The 26,399-nt window shown below is 35.3% G+C and carries 26 protein-coding genes and 2 pseudogenes; 17 read left to right on the top strand and 11 right to left on the bottom strand.

Going from position 1 to position 26,399, the window contains the following annotated elements:
* The first annotated feature begins 159 nt into the window (after positions 1-159).
* Both IPK14_09195 and IPK14_09190 read left to right on the top strand, forming a co-directional pair.
* On the top strand, positions 160-906 hold the full coding sequence (locus IPK14_09195; GenBank protein MBK7993585.1) for a hypothetical protein: 747 nt from the start codon (positions 160-162) through the stop codon (positions 904-906).
* Positions 907-923: 17 nt separating this feature from the next.
* Entirely contained in the window at positions 924-1,991 is a 1,068-nt protein-coding gene (locus tag IPK14_09190; GenBank protein ID MBK7993584.1) for a hypothetical protein, read from the top strand.
* Positions 1,992-2,136: 145 nt separating this feature from the next.
* Here the strand turns inward: IPK14_09190 and IPK14_09185 are convergent, their stop codons facing one another.
* On the bottom strand, positions 2,137-2,904 hold the full coding sequence (locus IPK14_09185; protein ID MBK7993583.1) for a CHRD domain-containing protein: 768 nt from the start codon (positions 2,902-2,904) through the stop codon (positions 2,137-2,139).
* Positions 2,905-3,164: 260 nt separating this feature from the next.
* Between IPK14_09185 and IPK14_09180 the strand changes: the two genes are divergently transcribed.
* Complete coding sequence (locus IPK14_09180) at positions 3,165-4,547, top strand: MBL fold metallo-hydrolase (protein ID MBK7993582.1); 1,383 nt, start codon at positions 3,165-3,167, stop codon at positions 4,545-4,547.
* Between the two features lie 68 nt (positions 4,548-4,615).
* On the opposite strand, the gene IPK14_09175 is transcribed toward IPK14_09180, so the two are convergent.
* Together IPK14_09175 and IPK14_09170 are read right to left on the bottom strand one after the other, a co-directional pair.
* Positions 4,616-5,512 (bottom strand): hypothetical protein, encoded by an 897-nt coding sequence (locus IPK14_09175; GenBank protein ID MBK7993581.1) that lies wholly within the window; start codon positions 5,510-5,512, stop codon positions 4,616-4,618.
* A 22-nt stretch (positions 5,513-5,534) separates the two neighbouring features.
* Entirely contained in the window at positions 5,535-5,999 is a 465-nt protein-coding gene (locus IPK14_09170) for an Lrp/AsnC family transcriptional regulator (GenBank protein MBK7993580.1), read from the bottom strand.
* A gap of 223 nt (positions 6,000-6,222) precedes the next feature.
* On the opposite strand from IPK14_09170, the gene mqnE reads away from it, so the two are divergent.
* Together mqnE and IPK14_09160 are read left to right on the top strand one after the other, a co-directional pair.
* Positions 6,223-7,326 carry an aminofutalosine synthase MqnE gene (gene mqnE, locus IPK14_09165; protein ID MBK7993579.1) on the top strand — a complete coding sequence of 368 codons (1,104 nt, stop codon included), beginning with the start codon at positions 6,223-6,225 and terminating at the stop codon, positions 7,324-7,326.
* 21 nt (positions 7,327-7,347) lie between these two features.
* Positions 7,348-8,175 (top strand): ABC transporter substrate-binding protein, encoded by an 828-nt coding sequence (locus IPK14_09160; GenBank protein MBK7993578.1) that lies wholly within the window; start codon positions 7,348-7,350, stop codon positions 8,173-8,175.
* A 107-nt stretch (positions 8,176-8,282) separates the two neighbouring features.
* Here IPK14_09160 and cydB read toward each other — a convergent pair whose 3' ends face one another.
* The 8 genes and pseudogenes from cydB to IPK14_09120 all read right to left on the bottom strand — a co-directional run bounded on the left by cydB (position 8,283) and on the right by IPK14_09120 (position 16,465).
* A complete protein-coding gene (gene cydB / locus IPK14_09155; GenBank protein ID MBK7993577.1) occupies positions 8,283-9,326 on the bottom strand; it encodes a cytochrome d ubiquinol oxidase subunit II in 1,044 nt (347 codons plus the stop codon).
* Positions 9,327-9,343: 17 nt separating this feature from the next.
* Positions 9,344-10,669 (bottom strand): cytochrome ubiquinol oxidase subunit I, encoded by a 1,326-nt coding sequence (locus tag IPK14_09150; protein ID MBK7993576.1) that lies wholly within the window; start codon positions 10,667-10,669, stop codon positions 9,344-9,346.
* 83 nt (positions 10,670-10,752) lie between these two features.
* Positions 10,753-11,214, bottom strand: a complete 462-nt coding sequence (trxA, locus tag IPK14_09145; protein MBK7993575.1) for a thioredoxin — start codon at positions 11,212-11,214, stop codon at positions 10,753-10,755.
* 27 nt (positions 11,215-11,241) lie between these two features.
* Positions 11,242-12,435, bottom strand: coding sequence for an NAD(P)/FAD-dependent oxidoreductase (locus IPK14_09140; GenBank protein MBK7993574.1), 1,194 nt, complete (start codon positions 12,433-12,435; stop codon positions 11,242-11,244).
* 75 nt (positions 12,436-12,510) lie between these two features.
* Positions 12,511-13,518: pseudogene (locus IPK14_09135) on the bottom strand (transposase).
* 203 nt (positions 13,519-13,721) lie between these two features.
* Positions 13,722-15,122 carry an MBL fold metallo-hydrolase gene (locus tag IPK14_09130; GenBank protein MBK7993573.1) on the bottom strand — a complete coding sequence of 467 codons (1,401 nt, stop codon included), beginning with the start codon at positions 15,120-15,122 and terminating at the stop codon, positions 13,722-13,724.
* A gap of 21 nt (positions 15,123-15,143) precedes the next feature.
* Positions 15,144-15,905: a sulfite exporter TauE/SafE family protein gene (locus IPK14_09125; GenBank protein MBK7993572.1), complete on the bottom strand. Its 762-nt coding sequence runs from the start codon at positions 15,903-15,905 to the stop codon at positions 15,144-15,146.
* A 2-nt stretch (positions 15,906-15,907) separates the two neighbouring features.
* Positions 15,908-16,465: a rhodanese-like domain-containing protein gene (locus tag IPK14_09120; protein MBK7993571.1), complete on the bottom strand. Its 558-nt coding sequence runs from the start codon at positions 16,463-16,465 to the stop codon at positions 15,908-15,910.
* 371 nt (positions 16,466-16,836) lie between these two features.
* Between IPK14_09120 and IPK14_09115 the strand changes: the two genes are divergently transcribed.
* The 12 genes and pseudogenes from IPK14_09115 (at position 16,837) to IPK14_09060 (ending at position 26,314) form a co-directional block, all read left to right on the top strand.
* Entirely contained in the window at positions 16,837-17,325 is a 489-nt protein-coding gene (locus tag IPK14_09115; protein MBK7993570.1) for a DUF177 domain-containing protein, read from the top strand.
* Positions 17,326-17,352: 27 nt separating this feature from the next.
* On the top strand, positions 17,353-17,532 hold the full coding sequence (gene rpmF / locus IPK14_09110) for a 50S ribosomal protein L32 (protein ID MBK7993569.1): 180 nt from the start codon (positions 17,353-17,355) through the stop codon (positions 17,530-17,532).
* A 22-nt stretch (positions 17,533-17,554) separates the two neighbouring features.
* Entirely contained in the window at positions 17,555-18,544 is a 990-nt protein-coding gene (locus IPK14_09105; GenBank protein MBK7993568.1) for a ketoacyl-ACP synthase III, read from the top strand.
* Complete coding sequence (locus IPK14_09100) at positions 18,538-19,263, top strand: hypothetical protein (protein ID MBK7993567.1); 726 nt, start codon at positions 18,538-18,540, stop codon at positions 19,261-19,263. The genes IPK14_09105 and IPK14_09100 overlap by 7 nt, the downstream gene beginning before the upstream one ends.
* A gap of 28 nt (positions 19,264-19,291) precedes the next feature.
* Positions 19,292-19,558 (top strand): hypothetical protein, encoded by a 267-nt coding sequence (locus IPK14_09095; GenBank protein ID MBK7993566.1) that lies wholly within the window; start codon positions 19,292-19,294, stop codon positions 19,556-19,558.
* Positions 19,559-19,582: 24 nt separating this feature from the next.
* Complete coding sequence (fabD, locus tag IPK14_09090) at positions 19,583-20,539, top strand: ACP S-malonyltransferase (protein ID MBK7993565.1); 957 nt, start codon at positions 19,583-19,585, stop codon at positions 20,537-20,539.
* A 55-nt stretch (positions 20,540-20,594) separates the two neighbouring features.
* On the top strand, positions 20,595-20,843 hold the full coding sequence (gene acpP, locus IPK14_09085; protein MBK7993564.1) for an acyl carrier protein: 249 nt from the start codon (positions 20,595-20,597) through the stop codon (positions 20,841-20,843).
* A gap of 72 nt (positions 20,844-20,915) precedes the next feature.
* On the top strand, positions 20,916-22,157 hold the full coding sequence (gene fabF, locus IPK14_09080) for a beta-ketoacyl-ACP synthase II (protein ID MBK7993563.1): 1,242 nt from the start codon (positions 20,916-20,918) through the stop codon (positions 22,155-22,157).
* 4 nt (positions 22,158-22,161) lie between these two features.
* Positions 22,162-22,944, top strand: a complete 783-nt coding sequence (locus tag IPK14_09075) for an electron transfer flavoprotein subunit beta/FixA family protein (protein MBK7993562.1) — start codon at positions 22,162-22,164, stop codon at positions 22,942-22,944.
* 30 nt (positions 22,945-22,974) lie between these two features.
* Positions 22,975-23,959 (top strand): annotated as a pseudogene (locus IPK14_09070) (electron transfer flavoprotein subunit alpha/FixB family protein).
* A gap of 217 nt (positions 23,960-24,176) precedes the next feature.
* The gene (locus tag IPK14_09065; protein ID MBK7993561.1) at positions 24,177-25,730 is read left to right on the top strand and encodes a hypothetical protein; all 1,554 of its coding nucleotides are present in this window, start codon (positions 24,177-24,179) and stop codon (positions 25,728-25,730) included.
* Positions 25,715-26,314: a hypothetical protein gene (locus IPK14_09060; protein ID MBK7993560.1), complete on the top strand. Its 600-nt coding sequence runs from the start codon at positions 25,715-25,717 to the stop codon at positions 26,312-26,314. Before IPK14_09065 ends, IPK14_09060 begins: the two co-directional genes overlap by 16 nt.
* Positions 26,315-26,399 lie beyond the last annotated feature (85 nt).

Raw genomic sequence — 26,399 nt, 5'->3', positions numbered from 1 at the left:
ATACGCCTTACCTATTAAAACACAAAAATAATTACGGTGAAGTTTTTTACTTAAAATAACCTTAAAGCTATCTAGCTTTAATTAAATACCATAATTATTTTAGTTATAGTATATTTGCTTTACCTAGGGAAATTTTATAGTTAATCAGAAAGGAATCATATGTCAACAAATACTGATAAATACCAATATAATTACACTTATTTACCTCCACTTGCTATGCTAGATAGTTTACCTAAGACAGAAGATTTTTCTGCTCGTCCAGGCTGGATTTTAAAGGTTGCAAAGTCAGTCCTAAATATTTTGATAAATTCTATTATGATAGGTATTGAAGAAGAAAAAGGAGTGCCAAGATATGTAGAAAAATTACTAGCTACATTAAAGGAAACTTCGCAAGAACTTAACAAAGATGCAAAAGAAGCTTTATTAAAAGCTATTGAACAAGAACTAAAAAAACAAGGTTTTCCTATATCTCCAACTAAATTAGAAAGTTTTTTAAAGGGTGTAATAGCAAGTTTTGCTACCTCTATTACAAAAGAAACTCTAAATGATCTTATGGGGATAATCATAAAATTGGGGACGCTATCAGGTAAAGCTACTAGTCTGAAGGATTATGAAAAACTATTCCAATTTATTCCTTTACCAGAAATTAGCCAAAATTTTGAAACAGATGCAGAATTTGCAAATATGCGATTAGCCGGGCCTAATCCCGTAATGATTGAACGGTTACAGGTGTTAGATAAACGCCTGCAAATTACTGAAGAACAATACAAGCAAGTAATGGGAGCAGACGACAGCTTAGAAAAAGCTTTAGCAGAAGGACGACTTTATTTAGCAGATTACAGCATTTTTGAAGGTGCGCTTAATGGAAGTTTTCCAAATGATCAAAATTTAATCATGCCCCATTAGCTTTATTTGCTGTAACTTTGACTACAAAAGCTTTAATGCCTCTAGCAATACAATATAGGTCATATTACACTAGTGAAATACTAATTTTTACTCCTCAAGATGGTTATGATTGGTTGATTGCTAAAACCATTGTCCAAGTTGCTGATGGTAACTTTCATGAGGCAGTTAGCCATTTAGGACGCACACATTTATTTGTAGAGCCATTTGTTATAGCTACTCATAATCAATTATCAGTTAAACATCCATTAAGTATTTTATTAACACCTCATTTTGAAGGCACAGTAGCAATTAATAATGCGGCACAAGGCTCATTGATTGCGTCAGGTGGAGGGGTAGATAAATTGTTATCTAGTTCAATTGATCAATCACGAGTATTTGCTATAAAAGGAGCGCAAAGTTACTTGTTAAATGCTAACACTGTAACTTTACCTCAAACATTAGCAAAACGAGGTGTTGATGATCAGACAATATTGCCAAATTATCCTTATCGAGATGACGCTTTGCTTTTATGGAATGCTATTAAAAACTGGATGTCCAATTATCTGGGCTATTATTATAAATCTGATGATGAAGTAAAAAATGATAAAGAATTAAAACTTTGGGTTGCTGAACTAGTAGCGCATGATGGTGGTCGAATGAATAATATAGGTACAAATAACAGCATAACTAAACTTACTGAATTGATTGATTTAGCCACATTAGTTTGTTTTACAGCTAGCGCACAACATGCAGCAGTAAATTTTCCTCAAGGCGATCTTATGACTTTTACGCCTGCTATGCCCTTGGCCGCTTACACACCTGCTAGCCAAAAAGGAGCTAGCCAAACAGATTACGTAAACTTGTTACCTTCATTAGATAAAGCACAGTCACAATTAGAGTTAGTCTATACTCTAGGCACAGTTTACTATACAACACTTGGTGATTATGGAGACAATTATTTCCAAGATCCTACCATTCAAAAATATTTAGCAGAGTTTCAACAAGATTTATCCAAGATTGAATCAGAAATTAACGAACGAAACAAAACACGCTCACCTTATGAATATTTGCTCCCTTCAAGAATCCCCCAAAGTATCAATATCTAAAAATAGAGAAATTTTATAATTAAAGACTAGTGTTTGTAACATATTGCAAACACTAGCTTTTTAGCTTTCAAATAATAATTAATAAAAGTAAAAAGGAGTTTACTATTAAGTAAACTCCTTTGCAGATATAAATTTAGCTTATAGATTAGTTTTTTACTGGATGAATTTGGCCTCTCATATCTCCAAAATATGTTTGGCCTTTTGTATGTAAATTAAAATAAAGCTCACTACGTCGGGCAATATGCTCCATACCGGCGATAGTTTTTACTTTGTCTGAGGTGCCTGGAACTATAGGACATCCCAAAGTAAAAGCTGCTACTATGCTATGTTTATGTTTGGATGTAACAACTTTTTCTATATCCTCATTTACAAGTTCTACAGAAAGAATTCCATCAGAAAGATTGTTTTGAATGTCTCCAGAAAGAGCAAAATCAACTAAAATTGGCCCTAACATATCGGGTTTTCCGCAGTGAATATGAAACATTGTGACATCTTCAACCTTTACCCCTTCAACTTTTACATCTACATAAACTTTGCTAAGGTCTTTAGTAAATCTTAAAATTGCATGTCCGCGTGATTTCCTTTGATTTCTAGGCACTGAAGGGGCAGTAGACTTAAATTGTTTTGGAGTTGTGGAGGGCGTGTCTTCTTCTTCTCCGGGTTCTTGTTGACGTCTAAGAAATGCTTCATAAATAAAACCAATTTCCTCGCCTTGGTTAGCATTAAGGCTAGGTTTTGAAGAATTATTTTGCTCTGTGCCAGAATTAGCCATAACAGATGTAGTTGGAAATGTTGGTGTTATGGAAGATTTGTTTTTATTAAAACTAAATTGTGTTTCTTTATTACTTAAGTTTACTAGAGATAATAAAGAGACCAAAAAAATTACGGCTACAAGTACATATTTAATGCGCATAGTGCAACGACTCCTTAAGATTAATGTTTTTTAGATATTTCAAAAATTGAATAGGGCAAGACAAACTTACATTGTTATTATTAATTTGGTGTTTGATAAGTAAGGCGCGAAAAGTTGAAATTTTAGACAGCAATATTACCTGATACCTAGGAAGAAATTCCAGCTATATGAGGAAATTTCCCCACCAAAGCACTTGGCACGTTTATTGCACTAAATAAAAAGCAAAATTTGCTTTTAATAGCAAAGAAAGGTAAAGCGTTATGGCAAAACTTAAATTTTTTGGTGCAACAAAAACTGTAACCGGCTCTAAATATGTTTTATCTGTTGGCGGCTTAAACATTATGATTGATTGTGGGCTGTTTCAAGGGTTAAAAGAGCTTAGACTACGTAACTGGGACAATCCTCCAATAGATCCTAGTGATATATCAGCAGTTATTTTGACTCATGCTCATATAGATCATAGCGGTTATTTACCTAAATTAGTTAGTTTAGGCTATAGTGGGCCAGTTTATGCTAGCCGAGGTACAACAGACCTTTGTAAAATCTTATTGCCTGATTCCGCTAGACTACAAGAAGAAGATGCGCGTTATGCTAATAAAAAAGGTTTTTCTAAGCATCATCCTGCTAAACCACTTTATACAGAAAAAGATGCAAGGGCAGCACTACAACTTTTTCAGCCAATTCATTATGAAGAAACAATTAAGCTAAGTGATAAGTGTAGTTTTCGGCTAATTTCTGCTGGACATATTCTTGGATCTAGTTTTGTGTATTTCACAATAAATGAACATGATAGAGAAACTACAGTGCTTTTTAGTGGGGATTTGGGCCGCTATGATGTTCCAGTTCTAAATGATCCAACCTCAGTTGCTAAGGCTGATTATATAGTTGTGGAATCAACCTATGGTGATAGATTACATGACAAAACACCTGCAAAAGATCAAATTGCAGAAGTAATTAATCAAGCTGTTGAGCGAGGCGGGCCAGTTATCATTCCAGCCTTTGCTGTAGGGCGAACTCAAGAAATACTTTATTACTTACGTGAATTAGAGGATGAAAAACGCATTCCTATTTTACCCGTTAGGTTAGATTCACCTATGGCCCAGTCAACTACACAAAAATACTTACGAGGCAAAGAAGACCATGATGAGGAAATGCAAGAACTTATAACTCAACATGTTAATCCTTTAGTCACTCATTCTTTTGCTTTTGGTAGCTATCGTGAAAAAGATCGACCCGGAATATCTGCGCCCTATATAATAATTGCTGGTTCAGGTATGGCAACAGGTGGACATATCTTGCACCACTTAAAAGAATGCTTACCAAATCCAGATGCTACAATTCTATTTGTTGGCTTTCAAGCTTATGGGACAAGGGGTTGGCGGATACTCCAAGGTGAGCCAGAAGTTAAAATTCATGGGGAAATGATTCCAGTAAATGCAAAAATAATGTCTATATCCAACCTATCAGCACATGCCGACTATGAAGAAACTCTGCGCTGGCTCTCAGGCTTTGAACATAAGCCTAAAACCATATTTGTTACACACGGTGAAGAAACAGCAGCCAACGCACTAAAAGAAAAAATTGTTGATAAATTTGGTTGGAAAACAGTAGTTCCTGATTATGCAGACAGTTTTAATTTATAGAAATTAGAAAAATAGTTTAGAAAACGCTAGTAGCGTAAGCAAGCAACTTACGCTACTAAGCGTAAGGCTTACTCATTTATAAATAAACCATTCCAAAATACTTCCAGAGCATTAAGCATTGCTATTCCACCAGTTAAAAATTTTTCCTTGTCAAAATTTGGCTCAAAGAAAATTGTTTCTAGCTCTGCAAATGTGTTCCCAGCGTGTTGTGACTCTAGGCGATTATGCCAGGTAAAAAACGCTAATGGTAGTTTAGGAATTTGATTTTGCTTAATAATTGCTAATCCATCTACTAATTGTTGCCAAAAACCTGCTGCTGCCCAGTTTTCAATTGCAAAACTAGCTCCAGCAGCTATATTAGCATCTTCGCTACCGTAAATATGACAGAGTTCATCACAGAAAAACTTGGTTGTCTCATTTGCATGGCGAGGTTTGCCTATGTCATTAAAAGCTAAACCTAAAGCAGAAGCAAAATTTAGTAGCCATTCAAAATGTCCAGCAGTAAAGCGAAATACTCCACCATCAATGCTTCCAGATGTGCTAACTAGTTCAGGATCTCCAAATTGTTCTTTTTCTTCTTCATTGAGTGTTGTTTGTTTTTTAGGGGATTGGCTACGAAATACTACCCCAATTTCATTAGCAAGAATTTCTTTTGCAGATCTCATTGCTGCTAAAGATTCGGCGTTAATCATTTTCTTTAATTGAGCAATTAAAAACTGATTGGAAAATACAGAAAATTGTATAGTAAAATAACGTAATGCTTCTAAAGTAACCTCACCTTTTTCAAACCAATTTGTATAATCATTTTTTGTAACTATTGAGTGTTGAAGGAAATTTTGTTCAACTTCTGATAAAAACTCTAAAAAGTCGTTGGCTTTTTCTTTAGCTAACTCGCCTTTGTTAGCTTTTGAATTAATTATTTGTGCAAAATCGTTAATTAGTGGATTTACTAAATTATTTGTGATGGTTTGTTGCTCTAACATTTTCTTATTCCTCTACAAATGGGTTTGGTTGGTGAATACGTTTTATGGTTTTCAAAACTGTTAGCGATTCCATTCGGGCAATACAACCTAAAGGGATTAATTTCTCATTAATAAAGCTTTGCAAATCTTTAACATCTCTAACGGCTATGTGTGCGATAAAATCAAAACGTCCCAATACTTGAGCGCAACTTAGCACTTCATCTAGGTTTTGCATTGCGCTCATAAAGTTTTCTAGCTCTGTAACGTCCTGATTTTTTAAGGTAAAAGTCATAAATACTTCTAAAGAGTGTCCAATTTTTTCCAGATCTACTTCAACCGTATATCTACGAATAACTTGCATTGCCTCTAGGCGTTTAACACGCTCTAAAGTTGCAGATTCAGATAAGCCTATTTTTTTAGCCAACTTGCTGTTGGTGATATGACTATCTGCTATTAATAAGCGAATTATTTGTGCATCAAGTTTGTCCATACCGCAGATTATAAAGTTAAAATTTTATTTAACAAGATAAAATTCCGAATCAAATTAAAAAACCATATTTTTTACTGTTAAAGATCATTTATGCCTTAGATTCTATGGTTATGATAATTTTAATAATGAAAATCTAGGCATTAGCTAGGCTGGCTTGTACTTATCACTTTGCACTCATAAAATAGAAACACCCGCAGATTAAGACTTTAGGAACAATTTATTTATGGATAGAGATAAAAATAATTTGATAGATATTGAAGAAAAAGTGTTAGCAGGTGAGAGACTTAGCTTTGAGGATGGAGTAAGGCTTTTTGAAACAGATGATTTGCCTACCTTGGGCCGACTTGCCAACACAGTAAGACGAAGACGACATGGTAATGTTACTTACTACAATATGAATCGCCACTTAAACCCAACAAATGTTTGTTATTGGGATTGTGCCTTTTGTGCTTATTACCGAAAACCCGGCCAGGAAGGTGCATATACTTTTACAGTAGAACAATGTGTTGAAATGGCAGGACAAGCTTACAGAGCAGGTGCAACAGAAGTTCATATTGTTGGCGGACTACATCCTAAATTAAAGTTTGAGTATTATTTAGACGTTCTTTCTTCTATCAAAAAAGCTTATCCAAGCTTACACTTAAAAGCTTTTACTATGGTTGAACTTGACCATTTTAAGCGAATAACTCACACAACAGACGAAGAAATAATCAGACGGCTACGGGAAGCGGGTTTAGATTCTTGTCCTGGAGGCGGAGCAGAAATTTTTAACGAAGAAGTAAGAAAGAAAATTTGTAAGCATAAAACCTCTGCTAAACGCTGGATAGATATGTCAAGAAAAGTTCATCAGGCGGGTATACGTTCTAATGCAACAATGCTTTATGGACATATTGAAAATTATCATCATCGTGTAGATCATTTGATCAAACTACGAGAATTACAAGATGCAACAAAAGCCTTTCAATGTCTTATCCCACTAGCCTTTCATCCTAAAGATACAGAACTTTCTCATTTGCCTGGCCCATCAGGAGTTGATAGCTTAAAGACTATAGCTGTCTCAAGATTGCTACTAGACAATTTTGACCATATTAAAGCTTATTGGGTAATGCTAGGTAAGCATTTGGCCCAGGTTGCATTACATTTTGGAGCTAATGATATGGATGGGACAGTAATGGAGGAGAGGATAACTTTTGCTGCTGGGCAAGTTTCTGAGCGTGAAGCCTCTCGTAATGAAATTGTTCATTTAATCCAAGAAGCCGGCTTTCAAGCTGTAGAACGCGATACGCTTTATAACCCTGTAGAGCCTATGTTAGAAATGGTAGTTTAATTAAGGTGGAATAAAAAAATAATGGAAATAAAAGTTGCACATAGTCCTGATTCTGATGACGCATTTATGTTTTATGCCTTAGCCAAGGATAAAATTGACACTGGAGAACTAAAATTTAGTCATGTTTTAAGAGATATTGAGAGCTTAAACCGCGCTGCATTTAACCTTGAATATGATGTTACAGCGATTTCTTTTCATGCTTATGCTTATTTAGCTGATAAATATGCACTGCTACCTTCAGGGGCAAGTATGGGGGATAATTACGGGCCAATGGTAATAGCTCGTAAACCATTCACTAAAGAAGAGCTAAAAAATCAAAAAATAGCTGTTCCTGGAACAATGACCACAGCTTATTTAGCTTTAAGACTTTACATGTCTGAATTTGAATATGAAGTAGTCCCATTTGACCAAATCATAGACCAAGTTTCATCAGGCAAATTTGAAGCAGGGCTAATTATTCATGAAGGACAACTTACTTATGAGCGTTCAGGGCTACATAAAATTGTAGATTTGGGTGAATGGTGGTTTGAGCGTACAGGCTTACCGCTTCCATTAGGTGGAAATGTAATTCGCCGGGATTTAGAGCCAGCATTACGCAAAAGAGTAAGTGATTTGTTAAAAGCTAGCATTCAATATTCGTTGGATCATCGCAAAGAAGCCTTAGATTATGCCTTACAATTTGCCCGTGATTTAGATGCTAGTCTAGCCGATAAATTTGTTGGAATGTATGTTAATGAGCTAACTTTAGATTATGGTGAGGCCGGACGTAAAGCTGTAAAACTTTTATTAGCAGAAGGTTACAAAGCTGGAGTCATTCCTAATCAAGTAGATATAGAATTTGTAGAGTAAAATTTTTATTCTTAAATTAGGCATAATAGTTAAGCTATTGTGCCTAATTGCAAAATCCTTAAATTTACTAGCTATTGTTTTCTAGAGAAAATTTTAGATAAAGAAGCTTAATGAGTGCTATTTGCATTATCTAAAGTAACTTTACCTGCAAAATGGCGGTAAAGATAAGTAAAATAAACAGTTACTAACAAAAAACCCACTATCCACCAAGCAAAACCAACCTTTAAGCTATAAAAACTAGCTGCACTATTATAAACCGTTAAGCTTGCTGTAGGGTCAATTGCAGGAAGCAAATTTGGATAAAGTGCAAATGCCGCTCCGCCTAACATACCAATAATATAAGCACATGAAGACAGAAAAGCTAAAAATTCTTTGTTTTTGCTTAAATAAAAAACTATTCCTATTAAACTAGCTATTACTATTAAGGGAAAAATCCAGCCCCAAATATAAGTTTTATAGTTATTAAGAATTTCTGGACGAATAAAAAAAGTTGCTGCTAGGTAAACAATAGAAAGAATTATTTGCAAGGGCCAAAGGATTTTTATTAATTTTCTAGTTCGTAAATTTATTTCACTTTCTGTTTTAAGTACAACATAAAGTGAACCATGAGTTGTTAAAACAATTGTTGCTAATATAGCTGTAAGTAAAGTATACCAATCTATAATGCCAGGACTACCGCCTGTAAGAAAATTTGTCCAAAGAGGAGCAAAAAAGTAACCAGTTTTATCTATTGCAACACCACGAATTACATTACCTAAAGCAGCACCTAAAAATATAGTGATAAGCAAGCTAGAAATAGAAAAAACAGCATCAAAAAATTGTTGCCAAAGGCTATTATTAAGGTGCATGCGAAATTCAATACCACAAGCCCTAAAAATTAACAGCCAAACAACCATCATTAAAGGTAAGTAAAAACCACTAAAACTAATAGCATAAAGTGGAGGAAAAGCTAAATATAATGAGCCTCCCGCGGCAAGTAGCCAAACTTCGTTTCCATCCCAAACCGGGCCAATAGATTTAAGAATAAGGCTTCTTTCCTCATTATTTTTAGCTACTAAAAAGTGAATTATTCCTGCTCCAAAATCAAAGCCATCAAAAATTACATAGGCTGTAAGCATAAGTGCTAGAATAATATACCAGACGGTTTCCATTTGGCTTTCCTTCCTTTTTAAGCGGGTTCTACCGGGCCTTTTTCAACTTCATGCCAAACAAAAAATAAAAACAGTATGCCTAAAACTAAGTAAAGTCCCATAAAGCCAATTAAGGTAAAAAGGGTATTACCAGAAGAAACATTTGCAGAATATCCTTCTGAAGTACGAAGTAGCCCATAAACTAGCCAAGGTTGTCTACCAAGTTCTGCTGTTAGCCAACCTGCTGTATTAGCAATATATGGAAAAGGAAAACTAAGCATCAAAATCCATAACATCCAACGGGATTCAAATAATTTACCTCGCCAAAGTAAAAATGCTGATAGTGACATTATGGCAATAAACATTGTCCCTAAACCAACCATTATATGATAGCTATAATAAAGAAGTGGGATATTGTCAGGCCAATCTTCTTTAGGAAATTCATTTAATCCTTTGACTTGAGCATTCCAACGTTGGTAAGTAAGAAAACTGAGCATTTTAGGGACGGCAATGGGGTTATCTAATTTTTGTTCTGCTACATTGGGTTGTCCAACAATAACTAGTGGTGCGCCGTCTTCAGTGGTAAAAAGAGCTTCCATTGCTGCTAAAGTTGCAGGTTGATGGAGTGCTACCATTTTGCCTTGTTGATCACCTGTTGGAAATATTTGTAGGGCAGTGAAAATTGCTCCAACCATAACACCTAATTTTATAAATAATTTAGCTTGTTCTAGGTGTTTATTGCTAAGTAAGTAAAATGCACCTAAACTAGTAACAACAAAAGCCCCTGTAATTACCGCACCACTCATATTATGGGCATATTGCCACATAGCCCAAGGATTTAGCAGAAATGCAGAAATGCTTGTTAGCTGAAAAGAGCCATCTGCAAGTCTGGTATACCCAACAGGATGTTGCATCCAAGCATCAGTCACAATAATAAAATAAGCTGAAAGCCAAGAACCAAGAAAAACTAAAACTGATGTTAACCAATGGACAATTGGTTTTAATCGGTTTTCTCCATAAAGAAATAACCCTAAAAAAGAAGATTCCAGAAAAAAAGCAAAAAGTCCTTCCATTGCTAATGTTTGACCTATGACACCACCTGTAGCTTTGGAAAATCTTGCCCAATTAGTGCCAAACTGAAATTCCATTGGAATGCCAGTTACAACGCCCATTGCAAAATTTATAGCAAAAATCTTAGCCCAAAATCTTGCAGCATTATTGTAGCTATCTTCTTTTTTCCAAATAGCCAAAGTCTTAAAAACAACAATTAATAGTGCAAGCCCCATTGTTAGTTGAGGGAAAAGATAATGAAAAGTAATAGTAAAAGCAAAATGTAACCTATGAAGTAGTAGTGAGTCATCCATAAGCAGTAAATTCTCCTAATTTCTCACTAAAGCAATTAGCAATGTTAGCACAAGCGGATGTTGCTAGTAATCTTGTGTAGCTATTATAAAACCTTGCTTAATTGGCGGAGTATTTCTTGTTTTGGTTGTGCGCCAACAATTCGAGCTATTTCTTGTCCATTTTTTAGTATTAATAAAGTAGGAATACTACGAGCATTAAATTTAGCTGCTGTAAGAGGATTTTCATCAACATTAAGTTTAGCTACTTTTACTTGTCCAGCTAATTCTTGAGCTATTTGGTCAATTGTAGGGCTTAACATCCTACAGGGGCCACACCATGCCGCCCATAAATCTAGCAAAACAGGTAAATGGGATTTCCCAACCGTGTCAACAAAGTTGGCATCTGTAACTTTTACTACTTGAGCAGGGGATGTTGATAAAGCTTGTTGGCATTTACCACAAATTGGGCGTAAATGTTGAGCTAGTTTTGTAGCATCTATTTTATTTTTAGCTCCACAATGAACACATTGAATTTGTGATAAATGTTTTTGAGTAGGGTTAAACATAAAACCTCCTTATATTTAGCCTTAAATTTATAATCTGCCTCTTAACATCCCATGCCAATAAATTTCTGGTAACAAATATTTTTTTAACAAATACATACTTAGCCTTTCTTTTGATTGGTCAATAGGAAATGTTTCTGTTGGTTTAAGGTCATAATCAAATTCTGCCATTACTAAACGACCATAACCAGTAACTAAAGGACAAGAAGTATAACCATCATAATTAGCTACTAATGGCTTTCCGTTAATTGCTGCAATAAGATTTTTTACTAGCACAGGAGCTTGTTTTCTAATTGCAGCACCAGTTTTAGAAGTAGGCAAACTGCTTGCATCTCCAAGGCTAAAAATGTTTTTGTAGCGGTTATGTTGCAAAGTTTTTTTGTCAACATCCACCCAACCATCAGCATTAGCTAGCGGACTACGTTTAATAAAATCAGGAGAACTTTGCGGAGGGCTAACATGCAATAAATCATAATGCAAAGTAGTTTTTTCTTTTGTGTCTAAATTTTCAAATATAGCTTCTTGAGTTTCTGACTTTATTTCTATTAGGTTGTGACGAAACTTGGTAATAATACTTTTACGTGCCATTACTTTATCTAAAGTGTCAGCATATTTTTTTACTTGAAAACTGCCTGCGGCTGCTGAGGTAAAAATAATTTTACTTTTTTCTCTTACTCCAGATTTACGCAAATAATCATCTGCCAAATACATAATTTTCTGAGGTGCGCCACCACACTTAAAAGGCGGTGGCGGTTGAGTAAAGATTGCTGTTCCACCAGAAAAATTTTTAATATATTCCCAAGTTTTATCTACATATTGATAAGAATAATTACTGCATACACCATTTTTGCCTAAACTATCTTTTAAGCCTTTAATTTTATCCCAATCAATTTGTATTCCTGCTGCTACTACTAAAAAATTATAGTTAATTCGTTGACCTGACAAAGTTAGCAAATAGTTTTCATCTGGGTAAAACTCTATAGCTTTATCTTTAATCCAGGTTACTCCTTTAGGAATATAATCTGCTTCATCTCTTTCAGTAGATTCTTTCGTTGCTGCTCCACCACCAACCAATGGCCATAAAGGTTGATAATAATGCTTGCTGGAAGGCTCAATTATTGCTATTTCTTTGCTATCAAGCCTTTTAGCTAGTTGAGCAGCAACTGTAATACCTGCTGTACCACCACCAACAATAACAATTTTGTATGAGTTAGTATTAGTCATAGTCAACTACTCGGCTTTGAAAAGCCGAGCTTGCAGTTCCAGAGAGGCAGCAATTGTAGGATCAACATGGACTGCGATAGGCATATTGACAGATGCCCAAAGAATTTTGCCACGATCAGCAATGTTTTTAGCCGCGTTGTGATCAGCGTTATCGCTACGACCACATTTAGCACAAGAGAATGTAGATTGATTAGGGCGATTACGTTTAGCAACAAAATGGCAAACGTTACATTCTCTGCTACTATTACGAGCATCTACAAAGATAACAACTACTCCAGCAATTCTAGCTTTATAAAGAATAAAAGATTGAAGTTGAGCGAAAGCCCATCCACTTATCCTAGCTCGGTCTTTGGCGCGAACCGTTGTCCTACTGCGTATATGCTTTAGTTCTTCTAAGGCTATAGCAGAATTTGTGTCTTTAGCGCGTTTTACCAATGCTTTTGATATTATGTGGTTGATTTGACGGCGAAACTCTTTTTCTTTATGAGCTATCTTTTTTAGTTTACGTTTTGCATTTTTTGAACGACACTTTTGCAAATCTCTACGAAGTTTAAGATATTTAAGCCTAACTCTTTCAATGATTTCACCACTAGCTTCATAGCCAAGACTATCTACTAGAAGTTTTACTATACCAAGGTCTACTCCTATAAACTCTTGTGGAGTAGTTTTAGGAAGTTCCTTAATATCCAAAGTAACAAATAGATAGAAAGTATTACCAACTAATACTAAATCAGCTTGTCCCTTTCTAAATTGGAAATTGTCTCTTTGGTAGTCACCAAAAATCATCTGTATCTTTTGGCGACCATTAATAGTCCAAATACTAACTTTTTGATTTGAAAGAAAAGACATAATGCGATCATCATAGACGATTGCTCCATCTAAGCGGAATTTAGGAAGTATCTTTTTATCTCTTGAGTAAGCTTCACAAACTTTAGCAATAGCTCTAACAGTCATTTGTGCTGATAGATTAAAGTCTTTTTTTACAGTATTATAAACAAGTTTTTGCAACTTAAATTTACTTGATATTTTCTTCTCATATGCAACTTCAGCTATGTAATTACACGCAGCATTGTATTGAAACATTGTTTGTCTCAACATTTCTTTTTGTTCTTTTGTTGGCTCTAGCTTGATTTTCAATACTGTTTTCATAGTTGTTTACATTATAACAACTTACGGCAAAATATGGAAGAAATATTTTTATAAGGCGGCAATTCCTCCCTGCCGCAGCGCGACAGGGCATCCTTGCTCGTTTTCTTGGTGAATTACCTTTTAAGTCTTTAATTGTCTTAGTTGTTTGCAGCTATGGATTTTTCTACTTTGTAGCCAGCATTTATCCAAGCTGTAGTGCCACCAACTACATTGTAAAGTTTTGAAAATCCATGACGAGCTAGCAAACTGGTTGCTAGCGCAGAACGATAACCACTAGCACAAATTACAGCAGTTGGACGCTTGGCATCAAATTTTGAAAGCTCTCTTTCTAAAAATGCCAGTTGTGAATTAATTGCAGTAGTTGCATGACCTGATTGATATTCTCCTGGTCTACGTACATCAATAAGTTGTAATTGATTATTTTCATTAAGCTGTGTATTTAGTTCATCTACAGAGATTTGAGTTATTTGGCTTATGGCTAAATTAGCTTTATCCCAAGCAAAGATTTGTCCATCTAAATAGCCTTTAACATTTTCTATTCCTACACGAGCAAGCCTAGTAATAGCTTCTTTTACATTGTCTAAATCTTCAGCTACAAGGATGATAGGAGTATTTAAGGAAATAAAAGTTCCTGCCCAAGAAGCAAATTGTCCGCTAAGTGCAATGTTGAGCGAGCCTGGAACGTGTCCTGCTCCAAAAGCTGAAGACGAGCGAATATCTAAAACTAGATAGCCTTGTTGGATAAATTTATTTACTTCTTCAGGTGTCATTGCTAAAGGGTTAGGTAATTCAGCTAGAGCTTTTGCTCCAGTGCGATTGATTTCGGCATCTTTAGGAAAATAAGCTGGGACTTCTGGTAAATCAGCCGTCATCATTTTAACAAACTCATCTTTGTCCATTGCTTTTAGTGCATAGTTAAATTTCTTTTGTTCACCAATAGTTGATGAAGTTTCTTTTGACATACTTCGTCCACAAAGTGAACCGGCTCCATGTGCTGGGTAAACTTCCACTGCATCAGGTAACTTTAAGAGTTTTTCATGTAGACTGTTATAAAGCATTTCAGCCATTGCTTGAGGTGTATAACCTTTTGAGCCTACTAAGTCAGGTCGTCCAACGTCACCAATAAAAAGTGTATCTCCAGTTAAAACTTTTTGAGGTTCACTGGAAACTTCTTTATCTGTAACAGTTATAGAAATACTTTCTGGCGTATGACCAGGGGTTTCTAGAACTTTTAATAACACTTTTCCTAGTTTGATTTCATCGCCATCTTTAACCGCAAAATGGGGAAATGTTGCGCCAGCCTTTGCACCAAAAACAATTTCTGCTCCTGTACGTGCAGCTAGCTCTCGGTGTCCGCTAACAAAATCTGCGTGCAAGTGAGTTTCTATTACATATTTAATTTTTAAGTTTTCTGCTGCTGCGGTTGATAGATATTGGTCGATATCACGTTGTGGGTCTACTACTGCGGCTTCTCCCTCAGAACCAATTAAATATGAAGCATGTGCTAAACATCCTAGATAAAATTGCTTGAAAAACATAACTCCTCCTTAATCAATCAATTAGAAAATGAAATGATAGTTTTTAATAATTAAAAATATAGCTACTACCAGCACAAAAGTAGCAAACCCGCTTTTTAATGTAGTAGCAGAAACTTGATGAGCAACTTTAGTACCTAAAATTGTACCTATGGCGGCAATCACTGTTATAAGTATTGTCAAGCGCAAATCAAAAGAAGTATGTTGTAGATGACCAATTAAACCAGCTAAAGAGTTAATTGTAATTATTAAAAGGGAAGTGCCAATAGCATTTTTTATTTCTAAACCAGCAAAAAATATTAAAGCTGGAACAATTAAAAAGCCTCCACCAACACCTAAAAAACCCGTTAGTAACCCAACTACTAACCCTGCAATTATTGATTTAACTAGCTTGTTTTGAGAAACATTTTGAGAAATATCTTTTTGATCTTTTAGTAGCATCACTAGTGAAATTACTAGCATTACACTGCCAAAAATAAAAAGCAATGAAGTTGGACTAAATAAATAAGTTAGCCCTGAACCAAAATAAGCACCTGTCATGCCTGTAATACCAAAAATAGCAGCAATCTTTAGATCTACAGTTTTTTGTTTGTAATGTAGAAAAGTAGCTATTAAACTAGTCGTTCCTACTACAGCTAGAGACATACCAATTGCTTGATGTGCTGAAACGCCAATTACATAAACTAAAACAGGAACAGTGATAATTGAGCCGCCACCACCAATTAAACCTAAAGAAAAACCTATTGCTGCACTTAGTAAAAGGCCGATGACAAGTGAGGTAGCCATAACTAACCCCTTTGTATAGAACAAGTTTGACTATTTGTTTTATTCCAAGGTAATTTAGCAAGTAGCATTGCCATGGCACAACTATCAGTAAGAGCCGCAAAAACTAACCCAGCACCAACAAACATTGCTAAATAAATAAAAGCTGAATAAACAAAGATGCTTAATAAAGTGCCAAGTAAAACTAAAGAACCTGCTACAAGTCTTACCTGTCTTTCTAGTGACCAAGGAGCATTTTGACTACTTTCTATAGGGAGTCCGGCTGCTTGCCAAGCCATCATCCCACCTCTAACATTATAAACATCTCTAAATCCAAGTGATAAAAGTTTGTCTTGAGCCTGGCTTGCTCGTCGTCCACTACGACAAATTAAATAAACAGGCATTTGCTTATCTAGTTCACTTGCTCTTGTTTCTAATTCTCCTAATGGAATAAGACGCGCTTGAGCAATTCTTCCTGCTGCATATTCTGGATACTCTCGAACATCAACTAATAAACAATTTTCCTTGTTACTTAATACTCTATCAAGCTCATTTATTTCACACTCAAACTTTTGGGCTAACATAAGAAACTCCTTATAGTTTTTAATTATTTTCATATATAACTATAAAAGCATATAGGAATGGTGTCAATACTTTTTACCAAATATTTTTATTTATTTAAGAAAGTTAGTTAAAAATTAAGGTAAGGGAATTTTATTTTAATTGGCTTTAGCAGAGATTTTTTGAGGTAATTACAAGCAATTTTGCAAATTAAAAACCATTTTATCTTAATTGCAACTTAATATTTTTAAGCTTCCTAAATTTAGATGTCTAAATATAGAGCAGTATCAGGTTGACAAAAGCTAACCCCTTAATATAATTGCTAGTTTCGGTGCAAAGAAAGGAAGTTGTGCTTTATGCTCATTGATTTAGCTGAGCTACAAAAAAAGAAGAGATACAGTTAGCACATCTTTATCCAATAAATACATTAGATTGGCAAGACGATGAATCCAAGATAGTTTCAGATTGTTCTGTTACTTTAACACTTAGGCGACGTGGGCGAGAAATAGACTTAAGAGGTCAAGTAGAAACAGATGTAGAAACTTTTTGTGATCGTTGTTTAGTAGAGGTAAAAATACCAGTTCATACAATATTTAATTTAATTTGTTTATCAATAGCTAACTTAAGTAAAACTGATGAGATAATTTTAGAGAAAAATGAGTTGGATTTTCATTTTTATGAAAATAACCAAATTAATTTAGATGATTTAGTTTGTGAACAAATACAGCTTGCTTTACCAATGTCAAAACTATGTCAAGAAAATTGCCAGGGTTTATGTAGTGAGTGTAAGCAAAACCGTAACTTAAATGCTTGCAATTGTCCTAATAAATCGGTTGATTTACGTTGGCAAGCTTTGACAGATTTAAAGAAGAAACTACAATAAAACTTAATAAATTAAGGAGAAAAAATTATGCCAAATCCAAAGAGACGACATTCTAAAGCACGCCGAGGTAAACGCCGCGCACATGATGGTATTACAGCCCCACTTTTAATGGCTTGTCCTCATTGTAAAGCTCCAAAAGAAACTCACCGTGTTTGCTCTAAATGTGGCTATTATGGTGAAACTCAAGTATTTGAAACCGAAGAGTAAGTAATTTCAAAGGTTTAATAAAATGGGTAATCTATTAAGAGCCAGCATTGCTGGTACTGGGCATGCTCTACCAGAAAAAATTCTTACCAATGAAGATTTAGAAAAGTTGGTAGAAACAACTGATGATTGGATAATGACTCGTACCGGTATTAGAGAGCGTCATGTTGCTCGTCCTGATGAATACACTTCTACTTTTGCCGTTGCTGCTGCTCGTCAAGCATTAGAAACGGCTGGTGTAAAGCCAAGCGAACTAGATTTAATTATTTGTGCTACTGTTTGCCCAGATATGGCATTGCCTTCAACAGCTTGTTTAATTCAAACACAACTTGGAGCAAAACGTGCTGCTGCTTTTGATTTAGTTGCTGCTTGTTCTGGCTTTATTTATAGCTTAACTGTAGCAGATCAATTTATTCGTAGTGGTACAGCTAAACGAATATTAATTATTGGTGCAGAATTACTCTCACGCTATGTTGATTATACGGATCGTGCTACTTGCGTAATATTTGGAGATGGTGCAGGAGCGGCTGTAATAGTACCTAAGGATGATGGTTCTGGAGTTTTAGCAACACGTATGCAAAGCGATGGAGATTATGCAGAATATCTCTATATTCCTGGTGGTGGGACTCGTCATCCAGCTACATACGAAAGTATTAACTCTGGGCTTCACTATATAAAAATGAAGGGTAATGAGCTTTTCAAAATAGCTGTCCGCAATATGTGTGAAATCTCTAATTTAGTTTTTGATGAAGCTCGCTTAAAAGCTAATGATATTAACCTACTTGTTCCTCATCAAGCTAATCAACGTATTGCTGATGCTGTAGCAGAGCGTTTAGGAATTCCACCAGAAAAAGTATATGGTAATATTGCTCGTATTGGTAATACTTCTTCTGCTTCAATCCCAATAGCTCTAGATGAATGTCTTAAGGCAAATCGCATAAAGAAGAATGATATAGTAATGTTTGTTTCATTTGGTGCTGGAGTAACCTGGGGCGCGACTTTAGTTAAATGGTAAGGAAACAATTTTTTTTTGCTATATTTCTAATTAGCTTAATAGCTTGCCAAAATGCTAATAATGTTAGTAAACCCATTGATTTTGGCACGCCAACTAGGTATGAAGGTCAGCAAAAACCTCAGATAGCAGAATTAGTTGCTAAAGGTTCTTTAACTATTAAAAATATTTCTGCTTTAACAGAAAAACTAGATGAAGCACAACCCTTTGGGGAAGTAGTTGCACTGCATATCAAAAATGAAACTAACCAAACTCAAACTTTCCGAGTTGATTGTGGTACAGTTTTACGCGCGTTAGTGGCTCGTTATCAAGACTTAGTTGTTACTCGCTCAGTTCAAGTTGAAGTGGTTGCATATGGTGAATGGACTGGTAATTTGGAAGTTTTTTCCCTACAAATGCGCCGTCATTACCCCTATAAACCGGCAGAATATCAGCTAGGAAATATAGCTAGTGGTGATTTACGAAGATTAGTTGAATGTTTCTGTTTTCGCCATCCAGAAACAGAAACAAAAGTAGATTTAACTCCAGTGCAATACGCTATTTGGCGTGTTGTTGATGAAGTAACATTAAAGCAATTACTTGTTTATAGTCAGGGACGTGGAAATCCTTCTTTAGATGAGCGAGAGCAGCTAGAAAAACAAGCTACAGAACAAGGACGTTTTACAGATCAAATCCTAACAGATTGTCAAATTACGGCCAAATTCCTTGACTCAAACCCTTGATTGAAATAAAAAACTATAGTTTTTTGATGTGGTTGATAACTTAAATAAAGTAGAAAAGAAAATAACAATATCTAGCTTTCTAACTAAGTTCTTTTTGGGCATTGGCTTAGGGGCAGTTTTTCTTAGTATTGGTTTTGTAGGAACATATAGATTACTTAATAATCTTTCTTTTTTCCTTGCTCCAGCTTTACTAGTAATAAGCCTTATACTAGGTTTACTTATTGATATTTTAATGATTCGCTATTTCTTAAAAAATCGAGAGCATGTATTTACTCAATTATATGAAGACCAGTAAAAATTTAGGAGTGTAGATTTAGTTATGACAAAAACAGCTTTTGTCTTTCCCGGTCAGGCTTCACAATATGTAGGAATGGGGCGGGACTTTTATGAAAAATATCCAGTAGCAAAAGAAGTTTTTGACCAAGCTGATCAAGCATTAGGTTTTTCTATTAGTAAACTTTGTTTTGAAGGGCCAGATACAGAACTGCAATTAACTGCTAATACACAACCTGCTATTTTAACTGTTTCTGTTGCTGTTTACCGAGTTTTAGCCAGTTTAGGAATAAAGGCGGATTATTTAGCCGGCCATAGTTTAGGAGAATATTCTGCTTTAGTTGCTGCTGAGGTGCTAGATTTAGCTATAGCCGTTCAACTAGTTCATAAACGAGGTCTTTATATGCAGACGGCTGTACCGGCTGGAGTTGGTGCTATGGCGGCAGTTATTGGGGCAGACTTTCAAATAGTAGAAGAAGTTTGCCAACAAGTAGCAGGCTCAGAAGTTTGTAGCACGGCTAACTTAAATACTCCTACACAAACCGTAATTGCAGGTGAAAAGCAAGCTATAGAAAGAGCAATTGCAGAACTAAAACTGCGTAAAGCTGGACGTGTAAAACTTCTACCTGTTAGCGCACCATTTCATTGCCAACTTATGAAACCAGCCGCAGATAACTTAGCTAAAGATTTAGAAGCAGTAGATTTTCCTAGTCCAAAAATCCCGTTAGTTAATAATGTTGATGCTCAGATTATTATGGATGGCAAAAAGCTAAGAGATAGCTTAATTAGACAAGTTTGCGCTCCTGTCAGATGGACAGAATCTATAAAATTATTAGCTGAGAATGGTGTAACTAGATTTATTGAAGTCGGGCCAAAAAATGTTTTAATAGGATTAATAAAAAACATTGTTGATAACGTCTCGTTAGCTAATATAGAAGACGATAAAACTCTACAACAATTTATTAGTAATAACACTTGTAGTAATAGTGTGAGTGCTAATTAAGAAAATTATTTTGAAAAACTAATTTAATATTTATATTTGAAAGGTAGGAAAAGTCATGGCAGAAGTATCAAATGTTGAAGAAAGAGTAAGACAAATTATTGTTGAAGAATTAGGTGTAGATGAAGCAGAAGTAACTTCTAATGCTAGATTTATTGATGATTTAGGTGCTGATTCTTTAGATACAGTTGAACTAGTAATGCACTTTGAAGAAGAATTTGGTATTGAAATTCCAGATGAAGATGCTGAAAAAATTACTAGTGTTAGAGATGCAATTGCTTATATAGAGAGTCATTTAGCAAAATAAGCTATTAAGCTAAATTAACTAACTTAAAAACCTTAAATTTTTATTAAGTAAAAGTTTTAGTTAGGAGGCTGTGTGAATCGTCGAGTAGTGGTTACAGGCGTTGGATTAGTTAGCGCGCTCGGTAATACTGCGGAAGATAATTGGAGTAGTTTGATTGCAGGTCGTAGCGGTATTGAAAATATTACTCATTTTGATGTTAAAGAATATCCAGTAAGATTTGCTGGAGAAGTAAAAAATTTTAATCCAGAAAAGTTTATTATTAAAAAAGAAGTTAAGAAAATGGACGTGTTTATTCACTATGCCATTGCTGCTTCACAAGAAGCAGTTGATTCTTCTGGGCTAAAAATAACTCCAGAAATAGCTGACCAAGTAGGTACTTATATTGGTTCAGGAATAGGTGGCTTTGGCATTATTGAGCGTGAACACACTAAATTACTACAGGGTGGGCCAGGCAAAGTATCACCTTTCTTTATTCCATCCACAATTGTAAATCTTGCTTCTGGTAATGTCTCAATTCGTTTTGGTGCAAAAGGGCCAAACTCTGCTACTGCAACAGCTTGTGCTTCAGGAGCGCATGCAATAGGAGACGCTTTTAAGATTATTCAGCGCGGTGACGCTACAGCTATGATCTGTGGCGGGGCCGAAGGTGCTATTACTCCAATGAGTGTTGCTGGCTTTGCTGCCCTTCGCGCACTTTCAACTAGAAATGAATCTCCACAAACAGCTAGCCGTCCTTTTGATAAAGAAAGAGATGGATTTGTTATTGGTGAAGGTGCAGGAATTTTAATGCTTGAAGAATATGAATATGCTCGCCAACGAGGAGCAAGAATTTTTGCTGAAGTAGTTGGCTATGGTATGTCTTCAGATGCTTTCCATATTACTCAACCTTCAGAAGATGCTGATGGTGCTATTCGGGTTATGAAAAATGCTCTTAAAGATGCTGCACTTAGCCCAACAGATATTAGTTATATCAATGCTCATGGCACTTCAACCCCTTTTAATGACAAAATAGAGACTTTTGCTATTAAACAAGTTTTTGGTGAACATGCTTATAAAATCCCAGTAAGTTCTACTAAGTCAATGACAGGACATTTACTTGGTGCTGCTGGAGGATTAGAAGCAGGAATTAGTGTGTTAGCACTTTATCACCAGCTTATCCCTCCAACCATTAACTATGAAACACCAGACCCAGACTGTGACCTTGACTATGTGCCAAATAAAGCGCGTTCAGCCAAGATGCAATATGTGCTTTCTAACTCATTTGGATTTGGTGGAACAAATGCTGCATTAATCTTTAAGCGTTTTGAGGAGTAAAATCGTGAAAATAATAGTTTGTGTTAAACAAGTTCCTTCTCGTGACGCGATTTTGCGTATCAATGAGACAGGTAATTGGATACAAGATCGTGATATTGCTTATGATACAAATGAGCCAGATGCTTATGCTGTAGAAGAAGCTTTGCAAATTAAAGAAAAACTAGGGGGCGAAGTGGTTATTTGTTCACTAGGCCCAGAACGTGTTCAAATGGTTATAAAAGAAGCACTTGCTAAAGGGGCTGACCGTGCAATTCATATTTGTGACCCAGCCCTAGATAACCTAGATGCACTAGGTCAAGCTAGAGCAATGGCTGAGGTAATTTCTAAAGAAGGCTTTGATTTAGTTTTTACAGGTCTTCAATCAGATGACTATGGCTTTGCTCAAACAGGTGTAATTTTAGGGGAATTATTGGGCGTTCCAAGTGCTACCATTGCAATGGCTGTAGAAGCTGATGAAGCTAACAAAACTGTAAGAGTTAAGCGAGAACTAGAAGCAGGTTGGTTCCAATGGTACAAATTGCCTATGCCAGCATCTATCAGCATTCAATCAGGGCTTAATCAACCTCGCTATGCTACCTTAAAGGGAATTATGAATGCTAAAAAGAAGGAAATTCGCAAAGTTACTTTAGCAGATCTCTCTCTTAATGCAGAACTTTTAAGCTCTAAGCAAAGAATTGAGAAAGTTTACTTTCCAGTTAAAAGTAAGAAAACAGAAATCATTGATGGTTCAGCTAAAGAAGCAGCGGCCAAATTAGTAAACAAATTAAAGCAAATGCGCGCGCTTTAGTCGCTAGCATATAAAGAGGAGCGAAATTTAATGAGCGGAATACTTGTATTTGCAGAACAACGCGAAGGTAAGCTTAATCGTGTCACCTATGAAGCTGTTGTAGCTGGTCAACGCCTTTCAGCTAGCTTGAGCCAGCCACTTTCAGTAGTTTTGTTACGCTCTGGAGTAGACGCAATTGCTCAAGAACTAGCAACAAAAAGTAGATAATGTTTATCTAGTTGATAATGAACATTTAAAAAATTACACTCCTGATGGCTTTTCTTTAGCAATGCGCCAAGCCATTGAACAACTTCAACCTAGCTATGTTTTACTTTCACATACTTACTTAGTGCGTGACTTTGCTCCTAAATTAGCTACATCAATGGGTAAATCTTTGATTGCTGATTGTGTTGGCTATAAATTGGACGGCTCAAAACTTACTTTAGTAAGACAAATCTTCCAAGGAAAAATTAATGCTGATGTTAGCGTTCATGACAGCGCACCAGTTTTAATTTCATTCCAAGCAGGAGCTTTTAGAGGAGATGATATTGAAGCAGGCAGTGCTTCAGTAAAATCACTAGCAGTAACTCTTTCAGCCGATCAAATCCGCCTAGAGCCACAAGAATTATTTAGAGAAGCTAAACAATCTGTAGATTTAACTCAATCTAAGATTATTGTTTCTGTTGGTCGTGGCATCAAGAGCCAAGAAAATATTGCTGTAGTAGAAAAACTAGCTACAGCTTTAGAAGCTGATATTGGTGCTTCTCGTCCAATTTGTGATTCTGGCTGGTTGCCAATGGATCGCCAAATTGGTAGTTCTGGTCAAACCGTAGCACCAAAACTTTATTTAGCTGTTGGCATTTCTGGAGCAATTCAACACGTAGTAGGAATGAAAAATGCGTCAACCATTGTAGCTATAAACAAAGATGCTAATGCTCCAATTTTTGATATTGCAGATTTTGGTATTGTTGGAGATCTATTTGAGCTTGTACCTGCTATAGTTGATGAAGTTGAAAAAGCAAAGGCTGAAGGCTAGATTTAATTAAAAAATTCTAAAAATAAAGGCGAGCAGAGCTTAAAAACGCTTTGGCTCGCTTTTGTTTTACTAAAAATTTTAGCTTAAAATATTATTAGGATTTTTCCTAAAAACATCTATAAATATTACTTTACAAGCTTAATTACCAAGTGCAAACTAAAGAATCTATCACCCTCTAAACTTATTTTAATTTTGTAAATTAACCAATTTTGCCCCTATGAGATATCTCATAACTATATTATTTATCTTACTGTTAGTCCCTTCAGTATTAGCACAGAGCTATAAATTTAAGATTTATAATACTAGCAGTGGTTTACCTAATAATGCAGTTTACTACATTCTTCAAGATAGTAAAGGTTATGTTTGGTTTGCTACCAATGATGGGGTTTGTCGTTATGATGGAGTTAAATATCAGTCTTTTACTATGGAACAAGGTCTAGCTGATAATTCAGTACGTGCAATTGTAGAGGATAAAAAAGGGGATTTATGGTTTTTAACTCGTTCCGGGATTAGTCGTTATAATGGAAGTAAGTTTACTAATTATACCGTAAACGAAGGATTACCAGAAAATGAAATTCGCTCAGGTCTTTGTGCAGAAAATGGGAGTTTATGGTTTGGTACTAGTAAGGGATTAAGTCATTTTGATGGTGAGAAATTTATTAATTATGGTTTAGAAGTAGGATTGCCTAATAGCCCTATTTGGAAAATTTTAGAAGCTAAATCAGGAGGTTTATGGTTGGGCTTAAGGGGAGCAGGTTTAGCAAAATTTGATGGTAAAAAATTTACTGTTTATGGCAAAGCACAAGGGCTTTTAGATGAAAATGTTTTTGATTTAGCTCTTGACTCTAATAATGGTGTTTGGATTGCTACAGGAGGGGGAGTTTACTACTTTTCTCAAGAAAATTTCCGTCCTTATACTTCTTTGGACGGTTTAGGTAGTGAAAGAGTTAGCTCTATAAGATTAGATCGTTTTGGACGTGTTTGGTGTGGTACTTATGGAGGTGGAATTTCTCGATTAGAAAAGGACGGACATTTTACGGTATTTAACCGTAAAAATGCTCTTCCAGACGATTACATTATTTCCCATATGCAAGATTATGAGGGTAATATTTGGTGGGGGACTCAACGTAGTGGAGTTTTTTACTTTCTAAATGAAAATTTTAGTAACTACACAGAAAAAAACGGCATAGGAGAAGGTACTATTTCAGCCGTTTCTCAAGCTTCAGATGGGATAATGTGGTTTTCTTCTTTTAGCAACGGCTTAATTTCTCTTAGTCCTGATGGTAAAACTCAAAGTTATGGAATAAAAGATGGTTTAATGGAAGAAGAACTTTGGGCAGTGCTTGCTGATAGCCGTGGGCGAGTGTGGACAGGTGGACATAAAGGAATTTCTTGTTATGAAAAAGGGAGATTTACTAATTTTTTACCTAGTCAAATTGGGATAAAGACACGAATAACAGCTTTTATTGAAGATAAAGAAGGGCGAATTTGGATTGGCTCAGATAGTTCTACAAGTGATGGAATTGTTGTTTATGATAATAATGAGTTTACTTTTTATTCTACTAAAGAAGGTTTGATAAAAAATCAAGTTAATAGTTTTGCTTTAGATAATAAAGGTAATTTATGGATTTGTACTGAAGGCGGTTTAAGTTGTTTTAATGGTAAAGAATTTACTAATTATACAGAAAAAGAAGGATTACCTAATAAATATGTTCATCGGTTTTATCAGGATGAACAAGGTTATTTTGGGTCGGCATGGGTGTTGGAATAGCTAGATTTGATGGAAAGACATTTCAATATTATACAAAAAAAGATGGACTATCAGATAATGCTATCCGTTCAATTACTAGCTATAATGGAGCTTTATGGATAGGTACTTTAAGAGGAATTTCGGTTTTTGATGGTAAAAAATTTACTAATTATACAATCAAAAATGGTTTAGTTAATGATGGGATAACTAATGGAATTAAATCAAAAATAGATAATAGTCTTTGGTTTAGCACTATTGAAGGAGTAATACGATATCAGCCTAAAGAACAATTACTAGTAGCCAAAGCTCCAATAGTTCATATAACAAGCATTTTAGCTGGAGAAGGGCAAATATCTTTAGCAGATTATTTTAGTGTAGATTACAAGCAAAATACTGTTAAATTTGATTTTGTTGCTTTGTCTTTTACTGATGAAACATCAATACGCTATAGTTACTTATTAGAGAATTTTGATAATAAATGGTCAGAACCTAGTGAACAAAGATTAGCACGCTTTACTAATTTGCCTGCAAGAGAATATACATTTTTAGTAAAAGCTGTTTCAGCCGCTGGTATTTGGGAGCCAACCCATTGCAATAAAATTTGAGGTACTTCCACCTTATTGGCAAACCTGGTGGTTTCGTTTTTTAGTTATAGTTGTAATTGCTTTATTAGCCTATGGTATTTATGCT

The sequence above is a fragment of the Blastocatellia bacterium genome (assembly GCA_016713405.1).
GTDB lineage: Bacteria > Acidobacteriota > Blastocatellia > Chloracidobacteriales > JADJPF01 > JADJPF01.
This window is presented reverse-complemented; position numbering and strand designations above follow the sequence as displayed.